General features: G+C 63.2%; 23 protein-coding genes and 1 pseudogene. 17 read left to right on the top strand and 7 right to left on the bottom strand.

Annotated elements, in window-relative coordinates:
- Positions 1–14: 14 nt before the first annotated feature.
- The 5 genes and pseudogenes from AC07VG_RS32250 to AC07VG_RS32230 all read left to right on the top strand — a co-directional run.
- Positions 15–2,648 (top strand): MGH1-like glycoside hydrolase domain-containing protein, encoded by a 2,634-nt coding sequence (locus AC07VG_RS32250; RefSeq protein ID WP_495022484.1) that lies wholly within the window; start codon positions 15–17, stop codon positions 2,646–2,648.
- Between the two features lie 420 nt (positions 2,649–3,068).
- Complete coding sequence (locus AC07VG_RS32245) at positions 3,069–3,365, top strand: hypothetical protein (RefSeq protein ID WP_495001715.1); 297 nt, start codon at positions 3,069–3,071, stop codon at positions 3,363–3,365.
- Positions 3,366–3,651: 286 nt separating this feature from the next.
- Positions 3,652–6,363: a magnesium-translocating P-type ATPase gene (gene mgtA / locus AC07VG_RS32240; RefSeq protein ID WP_495001714.1), complete on the top strand. Its 2,712-nt coding sequence runs from the start codon at positions 3,652–3,654 to the stop codon at positions 6,361–6,363.
- 174 nt (positions 6,364–6,537) lie between these two features.
- Positions 6,538–8,268 carry a Na/Pi cotransporter family protein gene (locus AC07VG_RS32235; protein ID WP_495022483.1) on the top strand — a complete coding sequence of 577 codons (1,731 nt, stop codon included), beginning with the start codon at positions 6,538–6,540 and terminating at the stop codon, positions 8,266–8,268.
- A pseudogene (locus AC07VG_RS32230) lies at positions 8,256–8,504 on the top strand (DUF2493 domain-containing protein); the annotation flags it as partial. The gene AC07VG_RS32235 and the pseudogene AC07VG_RS32230, both read left to right, overlap by 13 nt.
- 34 nt (positions 8,505–8,538) lie before the next feature.
- On the opposite strand, the gene AC07VG_RS32225 reads toward AC07VG_RS32230, so the two are convergent.
- Positions 8,539–8,838: a putative quinol monooxygenase gene (locus AC07VG_RS32225; RefSeq protein ID WP_495001712.1), complete on the bottom strand. Its 300-nt coding sequence runs from the start codon at positions 8,836–8,838 to the stop codon at positions 8,539–8,541.
- Between the two features lie 166 nt (positions 8,839–9,004).
- Positions 9,005–9,223, bottom strand: a complete 219-nt coding sequence (locus AC07VG_RS32220) for a hypothetical protein (protein ID WP_495001711.1) — start codon at positions 9,221–9,223, stop codon at positions 9,005–9,007.
- Between the two features lie 160 nt (positions 9,224–9,383).
- Between AC07VG_RS32220 and AC07VG_RS32215 the strand changes: the two genes are divergently transcribed.
- Entirely contained in the window at positions 9,384–10,034 is a 651-nt protein-coding gene (locus tag AC07VG_RS32215; protein ID WP_495001710.1) for an HAD family hydrolase, read from the top strand.
- A 9-nt stretch (positions 10,035–10,043) separates the two neighbouring features.
- On the opposite strand, the gene AC07VG_RS32210 is transcribed toward AC07VG_RS32215, so the two are convergent.
- From AC07VG_RS32210 to AC07VG_RS32190, 5 genes are all read right to left on the bottom strand, one after another.
- Positions 10,044–11,297 carry a 3-phosphoshikimate 1-carboxyvinyltransferase gene (locus AC07VG_RS32210; RefSeq protein ID WP_495001709.1) on the bottom strand — a complete coding sequence of 418 codons (1,254 nt, stop codon included), beginning with the start codon at positions 11,295–11,297 and terminating at the stop codon, positions 10,044–10,046.
- Between the two features lie 86 nt (positions 11,298–11,383).
- Entirely contained in the window at positions 11,384–12,007 is a 624-nt protein-coding gene (locus AC07VG_RS32205) for a helix-turn-helix transcriptional regulator (protein ID WP_495001708.1), read from the bottom strand.
- Between the two features lie 169 nt (positions 12,008–12,176).
- A complete protein-coding gene (locus AC07VG_RS32200) occupies positions 12,177–13,148 on the bottom strand; it encodes a Rossmann-fold NAD(P)-binding domain-containing protein (protein ID WP_495001707.1) in 972 nt (323 codons plus the stop codon).
- Entirely contained in the window at positions 13,145–14,281 is a 1,137-nt protein-coding gene (locus tag AC07VG_RS32195) for an aminotransferase class I/II-fold pyridoxal phosphate-dependent enzyme (RefSeq protein WP_495001706.1), read from the bottom strand. Before AC07VG_RS32195 ends, AC07VG_RS32200 begins: the two co-directional genes overlap by 4 nt.
- A gap of 130 nt (positions 14,282–14,411) precedes the next feature.
- A complete protein-coding gene (locus tag AC07VG_RS32190; protein ID WP_495022482.1) occupies positions 14,412–16,403 on the bottom strand; it encodes an APC family permease in 1,992 nt (663 codons plus the stop codon).
- A gap of 224 nt (positions 16,404–16,627) precedes the next feature.
- Between AC07VG_RS32190 and AC07VG_RS32185 the strand changes: the two genes are divergently transcribed.
- The 11 genes from AC07VG_RS32185 (at position 16,628) to AC07VG_RS32135 (ending at position 26,319) form a co-directional block, all read left to right on the top strand.
- On the top strand, positions 16,628–16,774 hold the full coding sequence (locus tag AC07VG_RS32185) for a hypothetical protein (RefSeq protein ID WP_495001704.1): 147 nt from the start codon (positions 16,628–16,630) through the stop codon (positions 16,772–16,774).
- 93 nt (positions 16,775–16,867) lie between these two features.
- Positions 16,868–16,951 carry a K(+)-transporting ATPase subunit F gene (kdpF, locus tag AC07VG_RS32180; RefSeq protein ID WP_100943765.1) on the top strand — a complete coding sequence of 28 codons (84 nt, stop codon included), beginning with the start codon at positions 16,868–16,870 and terminating at the stop codon, positions 16,949–16,951.
- A 61-nt stretch (positions 16,952–17,012) separates the two neighbouring features.
- Positions 17,013–18,740, top strand: coding sequence for a potassium-transporting ATPase subunit KdpA (gene kdpA / locus AC07VG_RS32175; protein ID WP_495022481.1), 1,728 nt, complete (start codon positions 17,013–17,015; stop codon positions 18,738–18,740).
- 16 nt (positions 18,741–18,756) lie between these two features.
- Positions 18,757–20,847, top strand: a complete 2,091-nt coding sequence (gene kdpB, locus AC07VG_RS32170; protein WP_495001702.1) for a potassium-transporting ATPase subunit KdpB — start codon at positions 18,757–18,759, stop codon at positions 20,845–20,847.
- 12 nt (positions 20,848–20,859) lie between these two features.
- Positions 20,860–21,483, top strand: coding sequence for a potassium-transporting ATPase subunit KdpC (kdpC, locus tag AC07VG_RS32165; protein WP_495001701.1), 624 nt, complete (start codon positions 20,860–20,862; stop codon positions 21,481–21,483).
- Between the two features lie 45 nt (positions 21,484–21,528).
- Positions 21,529–21,813, top strand: coding sequence for a hypothetical protein (locus tag AC07VG_RS32160; protein ID WP_495001700.1), 285 nt, complete (start codon positions 21,529–21,531; stop codon positions 21,811–21,813).
- Positions 21,814–22,039: 226 nt separating this feature from the next.
- Positions 22,040–22,630 (top strand): amino acid synthesis family protein, encoded by a 591-nt coding sequence (locus AC07VG_RS32155; protein ID WP_495001699.1) that lies wholly within the window; start codon positions 22,040–22,042, stop codon positions 22,628–22,630.
- 25 nt (positions 22,631–22,655) lie between these two features.
- Positions 22,656–23,489: an alpha/beta fold hydrolase gene (locus AC07VG_RS32150; RefSeq protein ID WP_495022480.1), complete on the top strand. Its 834-nt coding sequence runs from the start codon at positions 22,656–22,658 to the stop codon at positions 23,487–23,489.
- A complete protein-coding gene (locus AC07VG_RS32145; RefSeq protein WP_495022479.1) occupies positions 23,486–24,967 on the top strand; it encodes an aldehyde dehydrogenase in 1,482 nt (493 codons plus the stop codon). The genes AC07VG_RS32150 and AC07VG_RS32145 overlap by 4 nt, the downstream gene beginning before the upstream one ends.
- 12 nt (positions 24,968–24,979) lie before the next feature.
- Positions 24,980–25,465 (top strand): flavin reductase family protein, encoded by a 486-nt coding sequence (locus tag AC07VG_RS32140; RefSeq protein ID WP_495001696.1) that lies wholly within the window; start codon positions 24,980–24,982, stop codon positions 25,463–25,465.
- Positions 25,466–25,566: 101 nt separating this feature from the next.
- Positions 25,567–26,319 carry a GntR family transcriptional regulator gene (locus AC07VG_RS32135; protein WP_495001695.1) on the top strand — a complete coding sequence of 251 codons (753 nt, stop codon included), beginning with the start codon at positions 25,567–25,569 and terminating at the stop codon, positions 26,317–26,319.
- The last annotated feature ends 1 nt before the right edge of the window (position 26,320 follow it).

The raw sequence follows: 26,320 nt of genomic DNA, 5'->3' as shown, positions 1-26,320 counted from the left end.
CGACGGAAGACCCGATGACGGCCAAACCAGCAGCGACGCTTCTCGACACCCTTGAAGGCCAGCGCCTGGCGGGCGAGGATGCCGCCCGCTGGCGCGAATGGGGACCGTACCTGAGCGAACGGCAATGGGGCACGGTACGCGAGGACTACAGCGCCGACGGCGATGCCTGGGCCTATTTCCCCCACGATCACGCCCGCAGCCGCGCCTATCGCTGGGGCGAGGATGGCCTGGCGGGGTTCTCCGACAGGTCCCAGCACTGGTGCCTCGGGCTGGCCCTCTGGAACGAGCGCGACCCGATTCTCAAGGAGCGCCTGTTCGGCCTGAACAACGCCGAAGGCAATCACGGTGAAGACGTCAAGGAGCTGTACTTCTACCTCGACGGCGTGCCCAGCCACGCATACATGCGCATGCTCTACAAATACCCGCAGGCGGCCTTCCCCTACAACGACCTGGTCACGGAAAATGCCCGGCGCGGCCTGGGCGATGCCGAGTACGAGATCCTCGATACCGGGGTGTTCGAGGACAATCGCTATTTCGATATCACGGTGGAGTACGCCAAGCAGGGGCCGAACGACATCGTCATGCGGGTCAGCGTGCACAACCGCTTTCACCTACCCGCGCGCCTGCGGGTGCTGCCGCATCTCTGGGCGCGCAATGACTGGAGCTGGAGCCTCCATGCCCGGCGGCCGAGCCTGACCCTGGAAGGCGACCGGGTCATCGCCCAGCACGCCGGCTGTGACCCGATGCAAGCCAGTGCCTGGGGCGATGGCAGCTTCGAATGGCTGTTCTGCGAAAACGAAACCAACACCCGGCGACTGAACGGTTCGCAAGCCGACGGCCCGTTCAAGGATGGCATCAACGACCATGTGGTCGACGGCGCCGAGAGCATTCGCCGCGATGCCGGGACACGGGTGGCGGCGCACTTTTCCCTGACACTGCAAGGGGATGAAACCCGCACGGTCTACCTGCGCTTCGCCGCGCCCGACAGCGAAAAAATCAATGCCCGTCAGCTGTTCGCCAAGCGCCGCCAGGAAGCCGATGACTTTTATGCCGCCCTGCAACATGACCTGGCCGACGCCGACGCGCGCAATGTCCAGCGCCAGGCCCTGGCCGGCCTGCTGTGGTCCAAGCAGCTCTATTACTTCGACGTGAACCAGTGGCTCGACGGCGACCCGACACAACCGCAACCGCCGGCCGAACGCCTGCATATCCGCAACAAACACTGGCGGCATCTGTCGAACTTCGACATTGTCTCCATGCCGGACAAATGGGAATACCCCTGGTACGCCTCCTGGGACCTGGGTTTCCAGGCGGTGGCCTTCGCCCTGATCGATCCGGGCTTCGCCAAGCAGCAGTTGCTGCTCCTGGTCAAAGACCGCTTCATGCACCCCAACGGCCAGTTGCCCGCCTACGAGTGGCGTTTCGACGACGCCAACCCGCCAGTGCATGCCTGGGCGTCGTGGCGGGTCTACCAGCGGGAAAAGGAACTGATGGGGACCGGCGACCTGGATTTCCTCGAACGGATCTTCCACAAGCTGCTGCTGAACTTCTCCTGGTGGGTCAACCGCAAGGACGCCGAGGGCCGCAACCTGTTCCAGGGCGGCTTCCTGGGGCTGGACAATATTGCCTTGTTCAACCGCTCCGACGACCTGCCGCCCGGCGACACCCTGGATCAGGCCGACGGCACCGCCTGGGTCGCCGCCTATGCCCTGGACATGATGCGCATGGCCCTGGAACTGGCCAAGCGCAATCCGGTGTATGTCGATATCGCGGTGAAATTCTTCGAGCACTTTCTCTATATCGCCGGGGCGATCAACCGGGTCGATGACAGCGCCGAAGGCCTGTGGGACAGCCAGGACGAATTCTTCTACGACGTGCTGCAACATCCCGATGGGCGCAGCGAACCGGTGCGCCTGCGCTCCATCGTCGGGCTGATGCCACTGTTCGCCGTGCTGGTGCTGGAGCAGCGCGAACACGAAGGCCTGCCCGGCCTGCGTGAGCGGCTGCTGGGCTTCCTGCACCACCGGCCGGATCTCGCGGCCCTGGTCTCGCGCTGGAACGAACCCGGCGACGGCAATCGCCTGCTGCTGGCCCTGCTGCGCGGCGAACGGACCAAGAACCTGCTCAAGCGCATGCTCGATGAGGCCGAGTTTCTCTCCGACTTCGGCGTCCGCTCGCTGTCCAAGGCATTTGCCGAACAGCCATTGGCCCTGCAGCTCGACGGCAAGCTCCTCAGCGCCCGCTATCAGCCGGCGGAGTCCGACTCGCGCCTGTACGGTGGCAACTCCAACTGGCGCGGGCCGTTGTGGATGCCGATCAACTACCTGCTGATCGAATCGCTGCGCGAATTCCACCGTTACTACGATGATCACTTTTCCGTGGAGTACCCCAGCGGTTCCGGCTACCTGTCGTCACTCGGCGAAGTCGCCGACGGCCTGGGCCGGCGCCTGACCTCGCTGTTCCTGCTGGACGAGGACGGCCGGCGGCCGACCATGGCGGCCTATGCACAGTTGCAGGCCGACCCGGCGAGTCGCGACCTGGTGCTGTTTCATGAGTATTTCCACGGCGACAGCGGACGCGGCCTCGGCGCCTCCCATCAGACCGGTTGGAGCGCGCTGGTGGCCTTGTTGCTGCAACCGCGAAAATGATCCGCTGCCAGGCTGAAAACATCAGCCTGGTTAAACGTCCCCATGAATATGCACCCAAACAGCTCGGTACATATTCATTTCATGGCAACAAAACAACTTCAGAACTCAATGCCCGAAACTCATTTCCATCACGTCAGCTTATATTCAGGTTACTCCAACAAAACGCCACATTGGATGTTGACTTCAAGCACTTCGTTGAGTAAATTTCCCCTGCCTGCTGCTCAGGCCTTTTTTTAACTCACAAAAGAACCCAATGGACACAGTATCTAGACGCTGTCCGGTTCCCGCGTATGCGGCTCACCGGACGCTTAACCCAGAAAATGACGGGACTCGACGCACAGGTCGGGTGAGCTGCGCCAGGGCTTGATGCTCTTTCCGTAACTCGCCTCTGCCGGCGCCAGTCCGGTCGCGAGGTGTGTTATGACTTTCAAATCCTCTGTAATGCCCGGCGTTCGCGCCTTTGCTTCGAACATGCGCGTCAAACTGTCCCGCGAACCGGTGAAATCGGCGCGCGGCCATGCCCTGTTCGCCGCCCCCGCCTCCTCCAAGGCTTGCGCACGCGCCTCCATCGGCTGGCGTATCTGCCCGGCCACCGGTCAGCTGCAGCAACGCTGGAATTTCGATGACAGCCAGGACCCGCAGAGTCTTGGGCTTGCGCAGCTGTTCCAGCGCGCCGGCCTGACCCTGAACCTGTATGTCGAGGCCCGCGCCGCTTAATCGCCTGGCGCTGACACTGACAACTACCGCAACAGCATTTCCAACTTGGAAGTGCACGGCATTGTCATATCCTTAATTATTAAAACTTGAGCACTTCATTATGGACGAAGCCAGTAGACGGTTCGCTGTCCGTTACTCTTTCGTGGACGGGCAGCGAACGTTAAAACCTTATAAACCCTCTTATTCGAATCCATCGCCCCGGCGTGACTCGGCCTGTATTCGTTCGCCTGTTGAATAGGTGAGTCGTCTATATGCCCGGTCACGCAGAGGTGACAGAGGCATCGCTATGAACGCAGTCAAAGACCCTATCCGGCCAACCGCAAACCGCGCCAAGGAAGACAGCAAGCTGTCGATGCGCGCCGCTCGTGAAGCCCAACACACCCTCGCCACCACCTTCAGCAACGTCAACGCCAGCCGTGATGGCCTGACCGAACTGGATGCCGCCGGCCGCCTGCAACGCGAAGGCTTCAACGAAGTCGCCCACGACAAGCCGCCACACGCGCTTGTCCAGTTCCTCCAGGCGCTGAACAACCCCTTCATCTACGTACTGCTGATCCTCGCCGGCATCAGCTTCTTCACCGATTTCTGGCTGGCCGAGCGTGCTGGCGAAGAAGGTGACCTGACCAAGGTCATCATCATTATGACCATGGTGACCCTGAGCAGTACCCTGCGCTTCTGGCAGGAACACCGTTCGGCCAAGTCCGCCGAAGCCCTCAAGGCCATGGTCCGCACCACCGCCACCGTGCTGCGTCGCGAACAACTGGGCAACAAGCCGGTACTGCGCGAAGTGCCGATGCGCGACCTGGTGGCCGGCGATATCGTGCACCTGTCGGCCGGTGACATGATTCCGGCGGATATCCGCCTGATCGAGTCCCGTGACCTGTTTATCAGCCAGGCGGTGCTCACTGGCGAAGCCTTGCCGGTGGAAAAGTACGACACCCTCGGCGATGTCGCGGCAAAGTCCGCCTCCACCAACACCGATCAGAGCAATCTGCTGGACCTGCAGAACATCTGCTTCATGGGCACCAACGTGGTCAGCGGCACCGCCAAAGCCGTGGTGGTCGCCACCGGTGCGCGCACCTACTTCGGCTCGCTGGCCAAGGCAATTGTCGGCTCGCGGGTGCAGACCGCCTTTGACCGCGGGGTGAACAGCGTCAGTTGGCTACTGATCCGCTTCATGCTGGTGATGGTGCCGATCGTGTTCCTGCTCAACGGCTTCTCCAAAGGCGACTGGAGCGATGCCCTGCTCTTCGCCTTGGCGGTCGCGGTGGGCCTGACCCCGGAAATGCTGCCGATGATCGTCAGCGCCAACCTCGCCAAGGGCGCCATGGCCATGGCCCGACGCAAGGTGGTGGTCAAACGCCTGAACGCCATCCAGAACTTCGGTTCCATGGACGTGCTGTGCACCGACAAGACGGGCACCCTGACCCAGGACAAGATCATCCTCGAGCACCACGTCGACGCCGTCGGTCAACGCGACGAAGCAGTGCTGGGGCTGGCCTGGCTCAACAGCTATCACCAGAGCGGCATGAAGAACCTGATGGACCAGGCGGTCCTGCAGTTCTCCCGGGAGAATCCCAACTTCCAGGAACCGCTCGCCTACAGCAAGGTTGATGAACTGCCCTTCGACTTTGTCCGTCGGCGCCTGTCGATCATCGTCAAGGACAGCCGCAACGATCACCTGTTGGTGTGCAAGGGCGCGGTCGAGGAAATGCTCGCCATCTCCAGCCACGTCATGGAAGGCAATAACGTCGTGGCCCTGGACGAGCAGCGCCGCAAGACCCTGCTGGCCCTGGCCAACGATTACAACAAGGACGGTTTCCGCGTCCTGCTGCTGGCGACCCGCGACATTCTCCAGCCGCAAACCAAGGCGCAATACAAGACCGCCGATGAGCGTGAGCTGGTCATCCGTGGCTTCCTGACCTTCCTCGATCCACCGAAGGAAACCGCCGGGCCGGCGATTGCCGCCCTGCGCGATATCGGTGTCACGGTCAAGGTGCTGACCGGCGACAACGCCGTGGTCACCTGCAAGATCTGCCGCGAAGTCGGTCTGGAGCCGGGCCTGCCGCTGCTCGGCCAGGACATCGAACACATGGACGAGGCGACCCTCAAGCTGCGGGTCGAGGAACGCACGGTCTTCGCCAAACTGACCCCACTGCAGAAGTCCCGGGTGCTCAAGGCCCTGCAAGCCAACGGCCACACCGTCGGTTTCCTCGGCGACGGCATCAACGATGCACCGGCCCTGCGCGATGCCGATGTCGGCATCTCGGTGGACAGCGGCACGGACATCGCCAAGGAATCGGCCGATATCATCCTGCTGGAAAAGAGCCTGATGGTGCTGGAAGAAGGCGTGCTCAAGGGCCGCGAAACCTTCGGCAATATCATGAAGTACCTGAACATGACCGCCAGTTCCAACTTCGGCAACGTGTTCTCGGTGTTGGTGGCCAGTGCGTTTATCCCGTTCCTGCCGATGCTGTCGATCCACCTGCTGCTGCAGAACCTGATCTACGACATCTCCCAGCTGGCCCTGCCGTGGGACAAGATGGACAAGGAATTCCTGCGCAAGCCGCGCAAGTGGGATGCGAAGAACATCGGCCGCTTCATGCTGTGGATCGGGCCGACCTCGTCGATCTTCGACATGACCACCTTTGCCCTGATGTGGTACGTGTTCGCCGCCAACAGCGTGGAAGCCCAGGCACTGTTCCAGTCCGGCTGGTTTATCGAAGGCCTGCTGTCGCAGACGCTGGTGGTGCATATGCTGCGGACCCAGAAAATCCCGTTCTTCCAGAGCACCGCCTCGTTGCCGATCATCGTCATGACCTGCCTCGCGGTGTCCATCGGTATCTACCTGCCGTTCTCGCAACTGGGCACGCTGGTGGGCCTGGTGCCGTTGCCGATGGCCTATTTCCCATGGCTGGTGGGCACCCTGCTGGCCTACTGCGTGGTGGCCCAGGGCATGAAGACGTTCTATATCCGCCGCTTCAAGCAGTGGTTCTAACGCGACGCCAAGGATGACACCGAACCTGTAGGAGCCAGCTTGCTGGCGATAGCGTCCGCAAGGTCGATGCAAGACTCCCCGGCCTCATCGCCAGCAAGCTGGCTCCTACAGGGTTCGTGGCGTTCACACCATTGTATTTCCGGAAAGTAAAAAACCAGTACGTGGAGAATCCTCATGTCTGGAACCGCTCTGTTGATCCACCTCGCCGGCGCCATAACCCTGTTGCTGTGGGGCACCCATATGATTTCAACCGCCCTGCTACGCGGCTTTGGCACCCAGCTGCGCAATGGCCTGGGCCGCAATCTGGATAAACGCTGGAAGGCCCTGCTCTGCGGCATCGGCATCACCAGCGTGCTGCAAAGCAGCACCGCGGTCAGCCTGATGGCCACCTCCTTCACCGCCGCCGGCACCCTCAGCCTCGCTCCGGCGCTGGCGGTGATGCTCGGGGCCAATATCGGCTCGACCCTGGTCGTGCAACTGCTCAGCTTCGACACCTCGATCGCCATCCCCCTGGTGTTGCTGGCGGGCTTCGTGGTGTTTCGCCTGCGCGACGATTCGCGCTATGAAAGCGTCGGCTGTGCCCTGATCGGCCTGGGCCTGATGCTGCTCGCCCTGAGCCTGCTCAGCGCCGCCCTCGGGCAGATGGAAAGCACGCCACTGTTCCATGTGCTCATGCAAGGCCTGGACGGCGACCTGTTGATCGCCCTGCTGGTGGCGGTAGTGCTGACCTGGATGTGCCATTCCAGCGTCGCGCTGATCCTGTTGATCGCCTCCCTGGCCGGTACCGGGCTGATGTCGCCGGTCACCACCCTGGCCCTGGTGCTCGGGGTCAATATCGGCGGCGCCCTGCCCTCGGTGATGAATGCCACGACCCCGGTCGCCCGACGCCTGCCCCTGGGCAACCTGCTGGTGCGACTGTTCGGCGCGCTGCTGGTGCTGCCGTTCGCCTCGCTGCTCGGCAAAAGCCTGGCCGACACCGCCGTCGCTCCCGCCCATCTGGTGGTCTACCTGCATATCGCCTTCAACCTGCTCCTGGGCCTGGGCTTTATCGGCCTGGTGGACTGGCTCGCCAACGGCCTGACCCGGCTGCTGCCAACACCGGAGCAGGCCGCCGACCCGGGCATGCCGCAGTACCTCGACGAGGCCGGCCTGGAAGTGGCCAATATCGGCCTGTCGAACGCCGTGCGCGAAGCCCTGCGGATCGCCGACATGCTCGCGGTGATGCTCGACCGGGTGCTGCAACTGTTCCAGAAACCCGGCGAAGTGTCGGCCGAAGATATCCGTCAGCTCGACCAGTCCCTGGACCTGCTCAGCGCGGCGATCCGCGCTTATCTGGCGGATATCGGCCAGGACGGCCTGAGCGACGAGGATGCCGACCGCGCCCAGGAAATCCTCATGTTCGTGATCAACCTGGAACATGCCGGCGACATTCTTTCCAGCAATCTCGCCCAGTTGGCGGCACGTCGGCGCCGCCGTGGCGAACGCTTCTCGGCGTTCGAGTTGGCGCACATCTATCCGCTGCACGAGGAACTGCGCGAAAGCCTCAGCCTGGCGGTCACGGTGTTCCTGCGCGAAGACATCGTTACCGCCCACCGCCTGGTCGAGCGCAAGGAAGTGATTCGCCGCCTGGAAGCCAGTGCCAGCCGCGAGCACTTTCGCAAACTCAGTGCTGACAAGAGCACCTGGGCCGAATCGGGAGATATTTTCCAGCGGGTGCTGCGCGATTACCGGCGCGTGCACCACCACATCGCGGCGCTGGCTTATCCGGTTCTCGAACGCTCGGGAGAACGCGCCCTGGAAGCCCGGCCCCTGGGCGCGAACGCGCCGGCGCCAGGGCCCGGGCACGGCCTTGAACTCCACCACGAGCGCTTGACCGACAAGGACAACTACCCATGCGCATCCTGATCTGCGCCGGGCGCTACGACCTCAATGCCGCCATGTGCCGGAAGATCCTGGAGGCCTATCACCGGACCCACAAGATGGGCGTGCTGATCCACGGCGGCAACCAGTTCCTGGGCAGCGAAATCGAGGATTGGGCCCGGGAAAACGCGGTGCATCTGGTGCGCTATCCGTCCAATTGGCAGCTCTACGGCAAGCAGGCCGAACGTCGGCGCAACGGTGCGCTTCTAGAAAACCGACCGCGAACCTGGCGCTTGCCAGCCAGGTTCATCCGCGTTACTGCCCAGGGACCTCATCCAGCTGCAGCACCTGGCGCGCGCTCAACAAATCGCCGATTGCCACGGCCATCACCCGGTAGTGCGCGGTGTTGCGGTGGTGTTCGATGGCAGCTTGATCGATCCAGCGCTCGACGAAGACGAAACGCTCGGGGTCGGCCTGATCGACATGCAGGATATATTCACGGCAGCCGGGCTCGGCGCGGGAAGGTACTACGCACGCCCTGAGATGGGGCTCCAGCTCCGCGGCCTTGCCCGGTTTGGCATGAAGGATGGCCACAACACGAATTTCATGGTTCATGGAATTTCCTGGAATCAAGGGAGATGAGGTCGTGTGCGATCATGAGCCCTTGCCCCGGCGCCTTCAAGTCAAAGGAGCGCATTCGCCACGGGCGCGGCGTTGATCGGGTCCGGGTTTTCAGCGGCAGACCAACGGCACCGCCCGGCTTTGCGCCGGGCCGTGTGCCTCAGGGTTTGAGCGGCAGTTCTTCATCCAGCTCCGACAGGCTCTTGCCGTCGTCGGGGTGTTTCCAGGTTTGCGGTGGCACCTGCTCATCGGTTTCGTCGCTCGGGCTCTCACTGGGCGGTTCTTGATCCTCATCCGGGATCGGCACCTGGCGCCAGGGCATGGCCTGGACGCGCGAATACGCAAATGCCGTGAACGGGGAAGCAGGTTGAGTGTCCATACGCACCTCGCGTCAGCAGCCCGGACCACCCGGGCTGTCAATTTCAGTGTAGGCAATGCAGGCACAGGTTGCTGTGTGGCCGGCCGCCAAAAAACATCTGAAAAGCCCGTGTTAGCATAGCGTTTTGCCCTGAGGCAAGGGCTGATCATGGAGAACAGAGATGGTTGAAGGTCAGCGATTCGCGGCGTTTCTATTCGATATGGACGGGACGTTGCTCAACTCCATCGCCGCCGCCGAGCGCGTCTGGGCCCGGTGGGCAGAGCGCCACGGCCTCGATGTGGAAACTTTCCTGCCGACCATTCACGGTGTCCGCAGTATCGAGACCGTGCGCCGCCAGAACCTGCCGGGCGTCGATCCCGAGCGTGAAGCCGCGGCGATCACCCAGGCCGAAATCGACGACGTCGAAGGTGTGATCGCCATCGAGGGCGCGAAAGCCTTTCTCGCCAGCCTGCCAGCGGAGCGCTGGGCGATTGTCACCTCGGCGCCACGGGCCCTGGCCGAACGCCGGATGGCCGCGGCCGGCCTGGACTTTCCAGCGTTGGTAATCACCGCCGAGGATATCGCCCACGGCAAGCCGGCGCCCGATTGCTACCTGCTGGCGGCGCGGCGCTTGGGCGTTCGCCCACAAGACTGCCTGGTATTTGAAGATGCCCCGGCGGGCATTAGCGCCGGCGAAGCGGCTGAGGCCCGGGTGGTGGTGATCAGTGCCACCCACGCCCACCCGATGGAAACCCCGCACCGGGTGCTGGCCGATTACCGCCAGGTCGCCATCGATATCAACGATCAGGGCCTGGCGCTGGTCCAGGCCTGAGCGAATCCGTCAGGCGTACTGTACGCCCAGCGAAGCCAGGGCCTTCCAGTAATCCGGGTAGGTCTTGGCCACGCAATCGGGGTCCTGGATACGGATACCCGCCACTTTCAGACCGGCCAGGGCAAAGCACATGGCAATGCGATGGTCGGAGTGGGTGTCGATCAGGGCATCGCAGGTGGTGCCAGCCAGGGCCGGATCGGCAGCCACCAGCAGGTCGTCACCTTCCACGCTCGCCAGGCCCGGACGAATGCCGTTGAGGCCATCGAACAGCGCCTGGACCCGATCGCATTCCTTGACCCGCAGGTTCGCCAGCTCGACGAAACGCACCGGGGTTGTATTGAACGCCGCCAGCACCGCCAGGGTCGGGATGGCGTCCTGCATCTGCGAACCGTTGATCAGCGCCGGCATATGCGGGAACTGCTGGATCACTTCCAGCGCCTTGGCGTCCGGCTGGGTGAAGTCTTCGCCGGCCACGCCCAGGTCGATATGGCCGTCGGTCAGGGCTTGCGCCGCCCACAGGTAAGTGGCCGCCGAAGCATCCGGCTCGATCCGGTAGTCACAGGCATGGTAGCCAGTGGCCGCGACGCGCCAGAGGGTCTCGTCGAGCACTTCGACCTGGGCACCGAAGGCCTGCATGCAGGCGATGGTCAGGTCGACGTAACCGCGGGCACCGATGTCCTTGCCGGTCAGCGCCACCTCGATCGGCGCCTCGCCGCAGGCCGCCAGCATCAGCAATGCCGATACGTACTGGCTGGACAGGCCGCCGTCGATCTCGAAACGCTTGGCCTGCACGCCACCACGCCCATTCACGATCACGGGTGGGCAACCGGTCTCGCTGGCGACATCCAGGCCACCGCGTTGCAGGGCTTCGAGCAGCGGGCCGATCGGACGCTTGCGCATATAGTGGTCGCCGTCCAGCACCACGCGGCCGTTCACCGTGGTCACCGCCGCGGTCAGGAAGCGCACCGCGGTCCCGGCATTGCCGAGGAACAGCGGTTGCTCCGGCACTTGCAGCTTGCCATTGCCGGTGACCACGAAGGTGGTTTCGTCCGGCTCGTCGATCTGCACGCCCATCTGCCGCAGGGCGGTGGACATGTGGCGGGTGTCATCGCTTTTCAGCGCGCCGGACAGGCGGCTGGTGCCCTTGGCCAGGGCGGCGAGCAACAAGGCCCGATTAGTGATCGACTTCGAACCGGGCGGCGTCACCTTTCCGTTCAGGGGCGCGTTCGGCGGGATCACGGTGAGGGTTTGCTGCACAGCCATTCATCAACTCTCCAGGCTCTAAAGATAAGCGCACAAGCCAGTGCGCCTCGACAGTCCGCCATGATGCCATTAATGCGCCCGCTGGATCATCCGTTTCCGTCGTCGGCGGCAATGGCTTTCAGGTAGTTGTAAACCGTCGCCCGGGAAATCTCGAAGTATTCAGCGAAATAATCGACGAAATTGCGGATATCCAGCAGCCCGCAGGCCTTGGCCTCGATCAGCGCCAGGCGGACTTCCCCACGGCCGAAATCGCTGCGGCGCACAGATTGGCGGACCGAGATCGCCTCGACGATATCGTTGAGTTTTTCCCGCCAGTCGGCGTTGAACAACGCCTGCGGGCGTGGTTGTGGTTTGAGGCCGGCGGCAAAGCCGCCGAGCAACTTCTGCACCTGGGACAGGGCCGTGACATCGAAATTCAGGCACAGCAGGGCCACGATCTCACCGCTGTCGGCGCGCGCGGCGATGCTGATGGAGCGCAACTGGCGGTTGTTGGCCCCGTTTTTTTCGTAGGGGCCGATGACGTCCGCGCCCTGCTCCAGTTCAGCGAGGTCGTCGAGCAGCGAGGGATCGCCGACCTTGCGCCGGGAGAAGCCATTGGCGATATGAGTGATCCGTGCGCTGCGAACATCGTGGACCACCGCTTCGAGGTCGGGAAACAGCAACGCCGCAAAGCCTTCGGCGGCGGCGTTCATAAAGGCGATATCGACCATAGAGGAGCCGGGCCATTGAAAATAAGTGGAAATTGTACGCAATGCCCCCTGTAGGAGCGAGCTTGCTCGCGATGGTCGTTAACGATAACGCGTGTTTATCAGGTACACGCGGCGCTCTTGAGCCCATCGCGAGCAATCGAGCGTCGACCGGTTGCGCCTACAACGGCGCCTAGCGCTCGGCGTTGCGCAGCGACTCGATCGCCAGGCTGGCAATGGCGATGTCATGGGCCGCCAATCCCGTCAGGTCGGCCACGGTCACGTCCTCGTCGCTGAAGCGTCCCGGGACCTTGCCCGCCAGCACCTGCCCCAGTGAAACATCGACCCCGGACTCAACCAGCCCCGCCGCCAGGGCATGGGCCAACTCGCCCCGCTCGGCGCATTGATGACGATCATCGGTCATGATCACCCGGGCCCGGGCCAGAATCGCCGGGTCCAGTTCCTGCTTGCCAAGGCTGTCGGCCCCCAGCGCGACGATATGGGTGCCGGGCCGCACCGCCGAAGCCGGGACCAGCGCTGCCGTCGAAGGCGTGCAGGTGATCACCACGTTACAACACTCGAACAGTTGCTCCACGCTCGGCAGCGCCTGGGCGATCAAGCCCTGATGGCTGAGACTGGCCGCCAGCCGCGCGGCTTTCTCCGGGCTTCGGCCCCAGATAAACACCCGGTCGATGCCGAGCATCTCGGCGCCCCAGCGCGCCTGGTGTTCGGCCTGATGCCCCGTACCGACAATGCCCAGCGCCGAAATTTTCGACGGCGCGCCGGCCTTGGCCGCCAACGCCCCGGCCGCGGCGGTCCGCCAACTGGTCAACCAGCCCTCATCATTAAGCACAGCCAACGTCGCCCCGGTCCGTGCATCGAAAACCAACATCAGGCCGTTGTTGGTCTCAAGCCCCTTGGCGGCGTTCTCATAGAAGCCCATCGCCACCTTGACCACCAACATCTGGCCACCGCGAAAATGGCCGAACTTGATATGACAATCCCCCGGCGGATCCTGGAACAGCAACTCACCGCCACCGGGCGCGACGACTTCACCCTCGGCATGACGGATAAAAGCCTCACGCACCACTCGCAACATATCCTTGCGCAGCAGCACGTCGCGCAACTCGCCCAAGCCGTAGACCGGCAGCGCTATCGGGCTCATGGGCGACGACCGCGCAGGTAGTCGGCAAACACCTCCAGCCCCTCCTCCATATGCGCCCGGCCATAGCCGATGCGGAAGCGATCCTGGGGCACCGGCCCCAGTGCCGATTCATAGATGCTCGACGGTAATAACAGCACGCCAGTGCGTTCCACCAGGTCGGTGGTGAAACGCTCGACCCCTTCGGCACCCAGGTAACGCGGGTAGGCAATACAACCGCCATCGGGGCGATACCACTCGAACAGCCCTTCGAACTCACGGAAAAACCCGTCCAGCAGCGTGAGGTTGTGGCGCATCAGTTGGTGAATCCGCGCCAGGATCGGCTCGCGGGCCTTGAGCGCGATCCGCGCCAGCACTTCACTGGGGCCCGCATTACAGATCGACAGGTAGTGCTTCATGCGTTCCATGCGCGACAGCAACTCACGGTCCTGGCAGGCAATCCAGCCGATCCGCAACCCCGGCAAGCCATAGGGCTTGGACATCACCGCCAGCGACAGGCCGCGTTCGTAGACATCGGCCACCGCCGGCAACTGCCCGCCCTCACCCAAGCCCAGCAAGCGATAGGCCTCGTCGCTGAACAGGTAGATACCGTGCCGGCGACACAGGTTGACCAGTGCGTCAAAACGCTCGCGTTCGAGGATCTTGCCAGTGGGGTTATGGGGGAAATTGATCGAGATCAGCCGGGTGTTGGGGCGAATCGCCGCCGCCAGCGCATCGATATCCAGCGTCCAGCCCTGCTCCGGGTCCAGGGCCACGCCCGTCACCTCGCAGAGACTCAAGGGGATGGTTTCCGAAGACTGGTAGTTGGGCGTCACCACAATGGCATGGTCGCCTTTGTCCAGCAGCGCATGCATGGCCACGTAGAGCCCTTCCTCGGCTCCGGCGAAGCAGAGCAGGTTGGCCGGGGTCTGGCGCTCGTAGGTCGAGGCGATCACGTCCAGCAGCTCGGGCGCGCCGAATGTCTGGGTGTAGCCCAGGGACAGCGTCTCGAAGGCTTCGCGGTCCGGCGCGTCGGCCAGCGCCAGCAGGTCCTTGATGGTCAGGCTTTGCGCATCGGACGCGGTCATATGGTAGCGCGCGGAGAATTCCCACTTGGAAAAGTAGGTCTCCAGTCGAAAATCCGGAAGTGTGGCCATGCGTTGTTCCCCAGGTCGATTCAAGTCACGGCCCTCGTGTCAGGGACAACAGGCCTTGGACTGAGAATACGCAGAATTATACAAACTGTCTATTTTTTACATTTAATGCAAAATAAACATTCCGGAGCACTCAGACCATCACACTCTTATGCTCGGACCCGTTCAATCTGAGGGGCAAAATCACCAAGGGAATGCCATCCAGGTGCAGCCGGCGTTGCAATAACAGCGGCGTCTGGTTGTGCAACCACTCGCTGAAGCCCCAACTGTCCTGCAGGATCAGCTTATTGCTGAAGCACACACAGCCGGGGTAGTGCCGGGTCGCCTCGCCCAGCAGCTTCTGCAGTTCGGCGACCGGGTCGGTGCCGTAGCCGATCCGCCGTGTGGCGCTGATACCGGCCTGGGCACAGAAGGCCTCCAACTGATCCATGGATTCGTCGAGCCGGGTCTTGCGCCGTTGCACACCGTCAATCCGCCCCCACACATGGCCCTCCACCTTGACGATACCGACAAACACCACGTTGGCGAAACGATTCGGGAACAGGCGTTGCACCCAGAGCAAGGTATGGATCGCCGCGCCCCAATGTTCGGTGGCCAGGATCACTGCCGTCGGTGCATCCGGCGAGGGCTCGATGCGGGTGACCGTTGCCAGCACCTGCGCCGGCAGAGTGAATTCGCTATCCATCTGCGTCCGCAGGGTTTCCACCTTGGCGTAGTGATGCCGAACCAGGGCGCAACCGCCGATCACCAGCAGGGTCAGGCAAAGGGTCGCCCAGCCGCCTTCGAAGAATTTTTCCGTCAGGGTCACCAGCAGAATGCCCGAGGCCACGCAAAAGCCGGTGACCGCCACCAGCATCCGCCCGAGCCAAGGCCCTTCGCGGCGATGCTGCCACCAGTGCCGGCACAACCCGGCCTTGGCCAGGGCCAGGCTGAGGAACACATTGATGCTGTAGAGCACCACCAACAACCCGAGGGATCCCCGGGACAACAACAGGATAAACAGCGCGCAGGCCCCGACGAAAACCACCCCGTTCTGCTTGACCAGGCGGTTGGACAAGTTGCAGAAACGGTGAGGCAGCCAGGAATCGGCAGCCATGCGACCGAGCAGCGAGGGGGCGAAGATCAGGATCGAATTGGCCGCCACGAACACAATCGCGCCTTCCAGCGCCAGGGTCAGCAGGAGCAGTGCGTGGCTGACGCCCGGGGCGACTCCGAGTTGCTCGATAACGGACTTGAACACCACCGCGTTCAGGGTCTGCCCATAGGTCGGTTGCGCGCCCCAGAGGCTGTACAAAAGAATCATGCCGCCGGCCATGAACGCCAGGGAAAAACCGACCGAGAGCAAAGCGATACGCCCGGTCTTGATCCGGGGTTCGGCCAGCAGGTTGACGTTGTTGGCAATCGCCTCGGACCCCGCGTAAGTACTGCCGCCCAGGGAATAGGCGCGCAGGAACAGGGCCACCAGCAGCGGCCAGCCGATATCCCCGGACAATGCCACGGTGTCAGCGGAGCTGCGGACCAGCGTACCCGTCAGGTCACCGGCTTTCGAGGCAACGCCATAGACGATCAGCCCCACGTGCACCAACACAAACCCCAGCGTCAGGGGCAGCAACAAGCGGATCGAGTCGGCGATACCGCGCAGGTTCAATAGGATCAGCAGCAGCACCAGACCGATTTCCACCACCAGCTTGTGGCTCTGGAAATCCACGGGCAGCAGGCTGAACAACGCATCGGTGCCGCTGGCCAGGCAAACCGCAACGGTCAGCACATAGTCGACCAGCAAAGCGCAACCGGCCACCAAGCCAAGCCTGGGGCCCAGCAGTTTCGAGACGATCTTGTAGTTGCCGCCGCCCGAAGGAAACAGTTCGACGACCTGACGGTAGGCCAGCGACAGGACCCAAACGGTCAGCAGCGTCGCCAGGGCCAGGAACACCCCCAACTCAGGATGGGCTCCCAGCGCCAGATAGGCCCTCTCCGGGCCATAACTGACCGAAGCCAGGCCGCTGGCGCCAAGGCCCGCCCAGGCCAGCAGACCGACCAGCAGCGTATGGGCCCGTGTATCGGGGGCCAGTGGATCACGCGCGGGCCCGATAACCCCCTGTGCCAGCCGTTCCAGTTTGAGCATGACCGCCACCTTGAATGCTTTGTTTATAGCCTTGATGTCAGTTAGGACCCCACGTATCAATTCGCCAAGTTTTTTTACGGAAAATTGATAGCGCCAAAGCCTAAAAAGACACAGGCCTTATCAGACCCGAATAAGCCTCTACTTATACTTGAACTGTACCCACCGAGATCGGCAAAGCCGATTGAAAGTGCCCACTAACGCTACAGGTATCGAGGACTAACGTCATGTTACTCAGCGCACTCCTGTTTGCAGCGATCATCGGCTTCTATCTGTTGTGCGGGCTGGTCGTCTACTTTGCCGATAATGTCATAACGCCCTCGAAAGCCCCGGATATCAAGCCTGTGCTGCAGAACCGGCACAGCCGAAACTGACCCTGAAAACGGCTCGCCGAGCGATTTAAAGCACCGCCGCGGGCGCTCTTCGCCCGCGGCCCCACTCAAGCACGACAACATGGAAGACTCGATATGGCTATTGATCTGTTACTGGCGCTGGTGGTCGGCGTAGTGATCTACCTGTTCTACGCCGTTATCAACCCGGAGAAGTTCTGACTGCCCTGTTTCTGCCTGATGGAGCACTCCAGAAAAGTCCGTTGATTCAGGAGTTAATGCAATGTCACACCTCTGGCAACAAATCATTATTACCTTGATCGCCACCCTGGCATTGAGCCTGGTGCTGGGACGTTATCTGGCCAGGGTGGTGACTGATCAGAAAACCGTGCTCGACCGGGCGCTCGATCCGCTGGACAACCTGCTCTACCGGCTGATCGGCAAACAGGCCTGCAGCCAGGCGATGAACTGGAAAAGCTACACCCTGCACATGCTGGCGACCAACCTGGTAATGGCCCTGCTGATCTACCTGGTGCTGATCTTCCAAAATGTGCTGCCGCTCAACCCGCAGCATTTCGCCGGCATGGAACCGATGCAGGCGTTCAACACCGCCATCAGTTTTATCACCAACACCAACTGGCAGAGTTATGGCGGCGAAAGCACCCTGTCCAACTTCAGCCAGATGGCGGCCATCACCTTTCCGATGTTCACCTCGGCGGCGACCGGCTTCGTGGTGGCGATTGCCTTTATTCGCGCCTTGCTGGTCACTGACGGTGGCGCCAATCTCGGTAACTTCTACCGCGACCTGATCCGCTTCACCACCCGGGTGCTGCTACCGGTGGTGCTGGTGCTGAGCCTGTTCCTGATCTGGCAAGGCGTACCGCAGACCCTGGATGCCAGCGTGGTGACCGACACCCTTCAAGGCGGCCACCAGACCCTGACCCTGGGCCCGGTCGCCACACAGGAAGCCATTGAAAACCTGGGGACCAACGGCGGCGGTTTCTTCAACGTCAATGCCGCACACCCGTTCCAGAACCCCAACGCGCTGACCAACTTCGTGCTGCTCCTGCTGATGGCCAGCCTGCCCGCCGCCCTGGTGGTGATGTTCGGCCACATGATCAAGAACCGTCGCCAGAGCACGCTGATCTACAGCGTCATGGCCCTGATGATGGTGGGTTTCCTGCTGCTCTGCGTGATTCCGGAACAGGCCGGCACGCCGCTGCTGAGCCAGCTGGGTATCGACACCCACGCCAGCGCCCTGCAGGCCGGCGGCAATATGGAAGGCAAGGAAGTCCGTTTCGGCATCGCCGAAAGCGGACTGTACGCCGCCTACACCACGGCGTTCACCACCGGTTCGATCAACTCGATGCACGACAGTTTCACCCCGCTGGGCGGCCTCTCGACCCTGGTGCAGATGATGCTGCAATGCGTCTTCGGCGGTAAGGGCGTGGGCTTTCTCAATTTCCTGATCTACGGCCTGATCGGGATCTTCGTCGCCGGCCTGATGGTCGGGCGCACCCCGGAGTTTCTCGGCAAGAAGATCGAGAAACGGGAAATTATCCTGGTCTCGCTGGCCATGCTGATTCACCCGCTGGTGATCCTCGCGCCCTCGGCCTGGTCGATGGTGATGCCCTACGGTGTGGCCGCGCTGGGCAACGCCGGGGTGCATGGCTATTCGGAAGTGCTCTATGCCTTCACCTCCGCCGCCGCCAACAACGGCTCGGCCTTTGGCGGCCTGAACGCCAATACGCCCTGGTACAACCTGGCCATCGCCTGCGTGATCATCATCGGTCGTTACCCTTCGATCATCTTCCTGATGGCGGTCGCCGGCTCATTGGCCGCCAAGCCGACCCTGCAGCCCAGCATAGGCACCCTGCGTACCGATACCCCGCTGTTCGGCATCTGGTGGCTGGCGACGATCGTCATCGTCGGCGCACTGACCTTCCTGCCGGCGCTGGTCCTTGGACCGATCGCCGAGTTTTTCGCCATGAACAAGCACTTGCTGTTCTAAGGGTGAGGAGACTGAGATGAAAGTTGAAAAAGCATTGCCACTGGCCCCGCTGTCGCCCCCTGTCGCAGCCCGCAAGGCGCCGCGCGCAGACGACCGCCAGGAAAGTCTGCGGCTGATCCTGGTCGAACCGCTGAAAAAGCTCGACCCGCGGGTACAAATCAAGAACCCGGTCATGTTCGTGGTCTGGATCGGCACCCTGGTGACCGCCGCGCTGACCCTCAACCCGCAACTGTTCGGGCCGTCGAATGCGACCTCGCTGTACAACGGCGTGGTGACCTTCATCCTGTTTATCACGGTGTGGTTCGCCAACCTCGCCGAAGCCATGGCCGAGGGTCGCGGCAAGGCCAAGGCGGCGTCGCTGCGCCAAACCACCACGCAGCTCAGTGCCACGCGGCTGCTCCCCGGCGGTCGTATGGAAGTGGTGTCCGCCGCTTCACTGCGCAAGGATGACCTGATCAAGGTCAACCGCGACGAGCTGATTCCCATGGACGGCGAAGTGGTGGAAGGCGCCGCTTATGTCGACGAGTCGATGATCACCGGTGAATCCGCGCCAGTGATCAAGGAGTCCGGCTCGGACGTCAACTCCAGCGTGACCGGGGGTACCAAGGTGATCTCCGATTCACTGGTGATCCTGGTCACCGCCTCGCCGGGCAACACCTTTCTCGACCGCATGATCAGCCTGGTGGAAGGCGCCAAACGACAGAAAACCCCGAACGAGATCGCCCTCACCGTGTTGCTCTCGGTGCTGACCCTGATCTTCGTCATCGTGGTCACCGCCATTGCCCCGGTGGCGAGCTACCTCAATGCGCAGATCAACGTCGCCGACCTGGTGGCGCTGATCGTCGCGCTGATTCCCACCACCATCGGTGCCCTGCTCTCGGCCATCGGTATCGCCGGTATCGACCGCACCTTGCACTTCAATATGCTGGCGATGTCCGGCAAGGCCGTGGAAGCCGCCGGCGACGTCAACACCCTGCTGCTGGACAAGACCGGCACCATCACCATCGGCAACCGCCAGGCCACCGAGTTCCTGCCGGTCAGGGGCGTTACCCGCCAGGAACTGCAACAGGCGGCCTACCTCGCCTCGCTGTTCGACAGCACCCCGGAAGGCAAGTCCACCACGGCCTTTGCCAAGGCCCAGGGCATCCACGAGGAAAGCCGTCTGGAAGAAGCCGTGGGCATGGACTTCTCGGCGCAAACTCGCATGAGTGGTTCGGACCTGGCCGACGGTCGTGTCGTGCGCAAGGGCGCGGTGGATTCCCTGGTCAGCTACGTCAGGGACAGCTATGGCAGCGCCATTCCCGCCGACCTCGAGCGCCTTGCCCTCGGCGTCAGCCAGCAAGGCGCGACGCCCCTGGCGGTGGCCATCGACGGGCAAATCCTGGGCATCATCAACCTGTCCGATGTGCTCAAGCCGGGGATCCGCGAACGGGCCGCGCAATTGCGCGCCATGGGGATTCGCACGGTGATGGTTACCGGTGACAACCCGACCACCGCCAGCGTGATCGCCGCCCAGGCCGGCCTCGACGACTTCGTCGCCCAGGCCACCCCCGAGGACAAGCTCAAGCTGATCCGCAGCGAACAGGCGGCCGGGCACCTGGTGGCCATGACCGGCGACGGCACCAACGACGCCCCGGCCCTGGCCCAGGCGGATGTCGGCCTGGCCATGTACACCGGGACCATGCCGGCCAAGGAAGCGGCGAATATCATCGACCTGGACTCCGACCCGACCAAGCTGCTGGACCTGGTCACCATCGGCAAGCGCATGCTGATCACCCGCGGTGCCCTGACCACCTTCTCCATCGCCAACGACGTGGCCAAGTACTTCGCCATTCTGCCGGCGCTGTTCATGGTCGCCCTGCCGGGCCTCGCGGCATTGAACCTGATGCACCTGGCGACGCCGCAAAGCGCCATCCTGTCGGCGCTGATCTTCAACGCGCTGATCATTCCGGCACTGATTCCCCTGGCCCTGCGCGGCGTCAACTTCATGCCAAAAAGCGCGGAAACCATGTTCTATCGCAACTTGCTGGTGTACGGCGTCGGCGGGCTGATTGCGCCCTTTATCGGCATCAAGCTGATCGACCTGTGCCTGGCACCCTTCCTGTAGGAGGATCGGCTCATGATCAAGTTCTTGTCACCGGCGCTGCGTGTCACCGCCGTCACCTTCGTGCTCTGCGGCCTGATCTACCCCTTCGCCGTCACCGGAATCGGGCAACTGCTGTTTCCCGCACAGGCCAACGGCAGCCTGGTGAAAAGCGCCGAAGGCCAGGTCATCGGCTCGGCACTGATCGGCCAGCAATGGGATGCCCCGCAGTGGTTCCATGGGCGGCCATCGGCCACTACCGACACCGATCCCAAGGACCCGCTGAAAACCGTGCCGTCGCCCTATAACGCGGCCAGTTCCTCGGGCTCCAACCTGGGGCCGACCAGCCAGGCCCTGAGCGATCGATTGAGCGCCGACCGGCATGCCCTGGAACAGGCCCAGCCGGAACTGGCCGGCCAGCCCCTGCCCGCCGATATGCTGACCACCTCGGCCTCCGGCCTGGACCCGGACATCAGCCCGGCCAATGCCGCCTTGCAGGCCACCCGCGTGGCGCAACAACGTGGCACCGCGCTGGACAATGTGCTGGCGCTGGTCCAGGCCAATACCCAGGCACCGACGCTGGGGCTGTTCGGCGAATCGCGAGTCAACGTGCTGACCCTGAACCTGGCTTTGCAAAGGGACTATCCGAGTCATCAATAAGGCGGGACAATAAGCGGGACTTACTCTGCAACAGCGACAATAGACATGAACGTACAGCTTTCACGAAGCGCCCCGCCCCTGTTCTGCCTGCTGATGCTGGCGATCGGATGTTCAATGATCGCCGGCTGCTCGGGGAGAGGTTCGCAAACCCCGGTCGAAGGTTACGCCTGCTACGCCAAGGCGGTACCGACGCAGGGGGATGGCGGATTGGCCTGGGGACCGAACGTGAAAAACGCCAGTGCCAAAGCGATGGGTAACTGCCAGCGCTACGCCGCGGAATCGGGCGGAACGCCCTCGACCTGCAAGGTCACGCTGACCGGCTGTCGCTAAAAAACACCGCCCCCCCTGTAGGAGCCAGCTTGCTGGCGATGACGGCCCCGAAGTCGGTACAAGACTGACAGGCCTCATCGCCAGCAAGCTGGCTCCTACCGGTTTCTGGGCATTTTCAAAATCCCACACGCAGACAGGACTCACAAACTTACAGAGGGGGCTTGCACAGTCAATATTATGGTATACCATCATACCATCTGATCAACGTGCACCCAGGAGCCCCCTTATGAGTTTCGAAATCCGCAAGATCGTCAGCTATGCCGAACAGACCCTGATCGAAGGCGGCAAGGCCGCGGACAAACCGGTGACCATGATCGGCCTCGCCGTGGTGATGAAAAACCCCTGGCTGGGTCGCGGTTTCGTCGAAGACCTGAAGCCGGAAATCCGCGCCAACTGCTCCGACCTCGGCGCCATGATGGTCGAGCGCCTGGTGGCGGCCATCGGCGGGGCCGAACGCATCGAAGCCTACGGCAAGGCCGCGGTGGTCGGCGCCGACGGCGAAATCGAACACGCCTCGGCGGTGATCCACACCCTGCGCTTCGGCAACCACTACCGCGAAGCGGTCCAGGCCAAGAGCTACCTGAGCTTTACCAACAAGCGCGGCGGTCCCGGCACCTCGATCCAGATCCCGATGATGCACAAGGACGACGAAGGCCTGCGCTCGCACTACATCACCCTGGAAATGCGCATCGAAGACGCCCCGCGTGCCGACGAGATCGTCGTCGTCCTCGGTTGCGCCGACGGTGGCCGCCTGCACCCGCGCATCGGCAACCGTTATATCGACCTGGAAGAACTGGCCGCCGAGAAAGCCCGGTAATCAACAAGAAAGGCAGGAGCGCTCCATGATTCGGCACACCGCTGAACGCACCCCGGCCGGCACCAGTTACCTGGCGACCGGCGACGGCCCACCCGTGGTCCTGATCCACGGCGTAGGGCTGAACAAAGAAATGTGGGGCGGCCAGGTCGTCGGTCTGGCACCGCACTACCGGGTGATCGCCTACGACATGCTCGGCCACGGCGCCAGCCCGCGCCCCGACCCGGACTGCGGGCTGCCCGGCTATGCCGAGCAGTTGCATGAGTTGCTCGAACACCTGCAGTTGCCGGCGGCCCACGTGATCGGTTTTTCCATGGGCGGCCTGGTGGCCCGGGCCTTCGCCCTGCACTACCCGCAACAGCTGCAAAGTCTGGTGGTGCTCAACAGCGTGTTCAACCGCAGCGCCGAACAGCGGGCCGGGGTGATCGCCCGCACCAGCCAGGCGGCGCAACATGGTCCGGATGCCAATGCCGAGGCGGCCCTGTCGCGCTGGTTCAGCCGCGAGTACCAGGCGGCGAACCCAGCGCAGATCGCCGCCATCCGCCAGACCCTGGCCGGCAATGATCCCCAGGGTTACCTGACCACCTACGAGCTGTTCGCCACCCAGGACATGTACCGTGCCGACGATCTGCACGACATCCAGGCGCCGACCCTGATCGCTACCGGCGAACTGGACCCGGGCTCGACCCCGCAGATGGCCCGGCAGCTCGCCGAACGGATTCCCCACGCCCAGGTTGCCGTGCTCGCCGAGCAACGGCATATGATGCCCGTGGAGTCGCCGCGCCTGGTCAACCAGGTGCTGCTGGACTTTCTTGCCAGCGCCCACGCCCGCCCAAACCAGATAAAGGGGATCGTTGCATGACACTCACCCGCTTCCAGATGTGCATCGACGGTGAATGGGTCGATGCCCTGTCCGGCAAGACTTTTGAAAGCCTGAACCCGGCCCTGGCCCAAGCCTGGGCGGAACTGCCCGACGCCGACGAAGCCGACGTCGAACGCGCCGTGCAAGCCGCGCAGACCGCCTTCGACAGCCCGGCCTGGCGTGGACTGAGCGCCACTGCTCGCGGCAAACTGCTGCGCCGCCTGGGCGATTTGATTGCCGAAAACAAAGAACAACTGGCCCAGCTGGAAAGCCGCGACAATGGCAAACTGATCCGCGAAACCCGCGGCCAGGTCGGTTACCTGCCGGAGTTCTTCCACTACACCGCGGGCCTGGCTGACAAACTCGAAGGCGGTACCCTGCCCCTCGACAAGCCCGACCTGTTTGCCTATACCGTGCACGAAGCCATGGGGGTGGTCGCGGCGATCATTCCCTGGAACAGCCCGCTGTACCTGACGGCGATCAAACTGGCGCCGGCCCTCGCGGCCGGCAATACCATCGTGATCAAGCCATCCGAGCACGCCTCGGCGACTATTCTGGAGCTGGCCCGCCTGGCCCTGGAAGCCGGCATTCCAGCGGGCGTGGTCAACGTCGTCACCGGTTACGGCCCGAGCACCGGCGCCGCCCTCACCGGCCATCCACTGGTACGCAAGATCGCCTTCACCGGCGGCGCCGCCACGGCGCGGCATGTGGTGCGCAGCAGCGCCGAGAACTTCGCCAAGCTGTCCCTGGAACTGGGTGGCAAGTCGCCGAACATCATCTTTGCCGACGCCGACCTGGACAGCGCGATCAACGGCGCCATCGCCGGGATTTACGCCGCGTCGGGGCAGAGCTGCGTCTCCGGCTCGCGCCTGCTGGTGCAGGACGAGATCTATGACGAGTTCGTCGAACGCCTGGTGACCCGCGCCCAACGTATCCGCATCGGCAACCCGCAGGACGACAGCAGCGAGATGGGCCCCATGGCCACCGCGCAGCAACTGGCGGTGGTCGAAGGCCTGGTCGCCGACGCCCTGGCCGAAGGCGCGCGCCTGCGCCTGGGTGGCAAGCGTCCGGAGAACCTGGGTGAAGGCTGGTTCTACGAGCCGACCCTGTTCGAGTGCGACCGCAACTCGATGAAGATCATGCAGGAAGAAGTCTTCGGCCCGGTGGCCTCGGTGATCCGCTTCAAGGACGAAGCCGAGGCCCTGGCCATCGCCAACGACTCGCAGTTCGGCCTCGCCGCTGGCATCTGGACCCGTGACCTGGGCCGTGCCCATCGCCTGGCCCGGGACATCCGCTCCGGGATCATCTGGGTCAACACCTACCGCGCGGTCTCGGCCATGGCGCCCATCGGCGGGTTCAAGAACAGCGGCTACGGTCGCGAGAGCGGCATCGATTCGGTGCTGGCCTATACCGAGCTGAAAACCGTGTGGATCAACCTCTCGTCGGCGCCGATGCCCGACCCCTTCGTGATGCGCTAGGAGGCAGACGAAATGATCGAACCCGGTATCTACAAAGAAGTCATGGGCTCCTTCCCGTCAGGCGTCACGGTGGTCACCACCCTGGACGCCGAGGGCGGCATCGTCGGCATCACCGCCAGTGCCTTCAGCGCCCTGTCCATCGACCCGGCGCTGGTGCTGTTCTGCCCCAACTACGCCTCGGACACCTACCCGATCCTGCGCAACAGCAAGCAGTTCGCGATTCATCTGCTGTCCGCCGAGCAGACCGCCGAAGCCTATGCGTTCGCCGGTAAAGGCAAGGACAAGGCCCGCGGCATCGACTGGCACCTGAGCGCCCTGGGCAATCCACTGCTGCGCAACGCCACGGCGATTATCGAGTGCGAACTGTGGCGCGAATACGACGGTGGCGATCACGCCATCATCGTCGGCGCGGTCAAACACCTGATCCTGCCCGAGCAGCCGGTGACACCGATGATCTACCACAAGGGCAAGCTCGGCCCGTTGCCCGCGCTGGCCTGAGCTTTTGCCCTGGCGCGAGCCGACGCGGATGAACGCCGCATGATAAGCTTGCCGATGATTTCGGCCCTCGATCGGCCCCACGAACTTTTAGAGCGGATCCCATGAAACGCCTGCCACTCGACGACAGCTTCAAGGTCAATCGCAACCCCGTTACCCTGCGCGAAATCGTGCTGGACAAGCTGCGAAGCGCCATCATGAACTTCCAACTCATGCCGGGGGACCGCCTGGTCGAGCGCGATCTGTGCGAACGCCTCGGCGTCAGCCGCACGTCCGTGCGCGAAGCCCTGCGGCACCTGGAGTCCGAAGGCCTGGTGGCCTTCGCCGACGCCAAGGGCCCGAGCGTCGCCGTCATCACCCTGGCGGATGCGGTCGATATCTACGAACTGCGCTGCGTGCTGGAAGGCCTGATCGTCCAGTTGTTCACCCTGCGAGCCAAGGCCAAGGACATCAAGGCCCTGGAAAAGGCCCTGGAGGTCAATCGCAAGACCCTCAAGGAGGGCGAACTGCAACAGGTAATCGATTCGGTGCAAGGCTTCTACGACGTGCTGCTCGAAGGTTCGGGCAACCATGTTGCCGCCACCCAGCTGCGCCAGTTGCAGGCCCGGATCAGCTACCTGCGGGCCACCTCGGTGTCCCAGGAAAACCGGCGCGGCGCGAGCAACCAGGAAATGGAGCGCATCGTCGAGGCGATCAAGAGCGGCGACCCGCTGGCCGCCCACCAGGCCTCGGTTGACCACGTGCGCGCGGCGGCCAAGGTGGCGCTGGAGTACCTCAAGCGCAAGCAGGACGAAGCCGGTCCGGCCCCCGAGATCACCGCCCCCATCGCCCTCAAAGAACCACGCATGGGCCGCTGAC

It is taken from the genome of Pseudomonas sp. GW821-FHT03C07 (assembly GCF_059420925.1).
This window is presented reverse-complemented; position numbering and strand designations above follow the sequence as displayed.

What these genes read in the sequence shown, in the direction of transcription:
- mgtA (WP_495001714.1), top strand. Translation starts at nt 3,652, where the DNA reads ATGAACGCAGTCAAAGACCCTATCCGGCCAACCGCAAACCGCGCCAAG.
- AC07VG_RS32185 (WP_495001704.1), top strand. Translation starts at nt 16,628, where the DNA reads ATGTTACTCAGCGCACTCCTGTTTGCAGCGATCATCGGCTTCTATCTG.
- AC07VG_RS32245 (WP_495001715.1), top strand. Translation starts at nt 3,069, where the DNA reads ATGACTTTCAAATCCTCTGTAATGCCCGGCGTTCGCGCCTTTGCTTCG.
- AC07VG_RS32225 (WP_495001712.1), bottom strand. Translation starts at nt 8,838, where the DNA reads ATGAACCATGAAATTCGTGTTGTGGCCATCCTTCATGCCAAACCGGGC.
- AC07VG_RS32235 (WP_495022483.1), top strand. Translation starts at nt 6,538, where the DNA reads ATGTCTGGAACCGCTCTGTTGATCCACCTCGCCGGCGCCATAACCCTG.
- AC07VG_RS32160 (WP_495001700.1), top strand. Translation starts at nt 21,529, where the DNA reads ATGAACGTACAGCTTTCACGAAGCGCCCCGCCCCTGTTCTGCCTGCTG.
- AC07VG_RS32150 (WP_495022480.1), top strand. Translation starts at nt 22,656, where the DNA reads ATGATTCGGCACACCGCTGAACGCACCCCGGCCGGCACCAGTTACCTG.
- AC07VG_RS32200 (WP_495001707.1), bottom strand. Translation starts at nt 13,148, where the DNA reads ATGAGCCCGATAGCGCTGCCGGTCTACGGCTTGGGCGAGTTGCGCGAC.
- AC07VG_RS32195 (WP_495001706.1), bottom strand. Translation starts at nt 14,281, where the DNA reads ATGGCCACACTTCCGGATTTTCGACTGGAGACCTACTTTTCCAAGTGG.
- kdpF (WP_100943765.1), top strand. Translation starts at nt 16,868, where the DNA reads ATGGCTATTGATCTGTTACTGGCGCTGGTGGTCGGCGTAGTGATCTAC.
- AC07VG_RS32215 (WP_495001710.1), top strand. Translation starts at nt 9,384, where the DNA reads ATGGTTGAAGGTCAGCGATTCGCGGCGTTTCTATTCGATATGGACGGG.
- kdpC (WP_495001701.1), top strand. Translation starts at nt 20,860, where the DNA reads ATGATCAAGTTCTTGTCACCGGCGCTGCGTGTCACCGCCGTCACCTTC.
- AC07VG_RS32140 (WP_495001696.1), top strand. Translation starts at nt 24,980, where the DNA reads ATGATCGAACCCGGTATCTACAAAGAAGTCATGGGCTCCTTCCCGTCA.
- kdpA (WP_495022481.1), top strand. Translation starts at nt 17,013, where the DNA reads ATGTCACACCTCTGGCAACAAATCATTATTACCTTGATCGCCACCCTG.
- AC07VG_RS32220 (WP_495001711.1), bottom strand. Translation starts at nt 9,223, where the DNA reads ATGGACACTCAACCTGCTTCCCCGTTCACGGCATTTGCGTATTCGCGC.
- kdpB (WP_495001702.1), top strand. Translation starts at nt 18,757, where the DNA reads ATGAAAGTTGAAAAAGCATTGCCACTGGCCCCGCTGTCGCCCCCTGTC.
- AC07VG_RS32135 (WP_495001695.1), top strand. Translation starts at nt 25,567, where the DNA reads ATGAAACGCCTGCCACTCGACGACAGCTTCAAGGTCAATCGCAACCCC.
- AC07VG_RS32190 (WP_495022482.1), bottom strand. Translation starts at nt 16,403, where the DNA reads ATGCTCAAACTGGAACGGCTGGCACAGGGGGTTATCGGGCCCGCGCGT.
- AC07VG_RS32155 (WP_495001699.1), top strand. Translation starts at nt 22,040, where the DNA reads ATGAGTTTCGAAATCCGCAAGATCGTCAGCTATGCCGAACAGACCCTG.
- AC07VG_RS32250 (WP_495022484.1), top strand. Translation starts at nt 15, where the DNA reads ATGACGGCCAAACCAGCAGCGACGCTTCTCGACACCCTTGAAGGCCAG.
- AC07VG_RS32205 (WP_495001708.1), bottom strand. Translation starts at nt 12,007, where the DNA reads ATGGTCGATATCGCCTTTATGAACGCCGCCGCCGAAGGCTTTGCGGCG.
- AC07VG_RS32210 (WP_495001709.1), bottom strand. Translation starts at nt 11,297, where the DNA reads ATGGCTGTGCAGCAAACCCTCACCGTGATCCCGCCGAACGCGCCCCTG.
- AC07VG_RS32145 (WP_495022479.1), top strand. Translation starts at nt 23,486, where the DNA reads ATGACACTCACCCGCTTCCAGATGTGCATCGACGGTGAATGGGTCGAT.